Annotated in this window: 1 protein-coding gene; it reads left to right on the top strand. The window is 36.1% G+C overall.

Annotated elements, in window-relative coordinates; translation table 11 throughout:
• Positions 1-42 precede the first annotated feature (42 nt).
• A partial coding sequence (locus ACWXWW_RS18110) for an ATP cone domain-containing protein (RefSeq protein ID WP_455971410.1) occupies positions 43-263 on the top strand: 221 nt, incomplete at its 3' end.

The raw sequence follows: 263 nt of genomic DNA, 5'->3' as shown, positions 1-263 counted from the left end.
ACTGTGAGTGATAATGTGATTATTGATGTAGGAGAAATGTAGTTGAGTATTAAAACAGTAATTAAGTCTAATGGTCAAGAAGTACCTTTTGATGCCAGTAAACTAAATAGAATGGCTGAGTGGGCAGACAATTTAGGTGTTGGTTGGTCGAGTTTGGTCTTAAATGCTATCAAGAAAGTATCTGACAAATGTTCAACCTTAGACATTCAAAATGCGTTAATTGATTCTTGCGCAGAGAAGGCTGATAAAGCACACCTTGCAAT

The sequence above is a fragment of the Microbacterium sp. KNMS genome (assembly GCF_053851835.1).
This window is presented reverse-complemented; position numbering and strand designations above follow the sequence as displayed.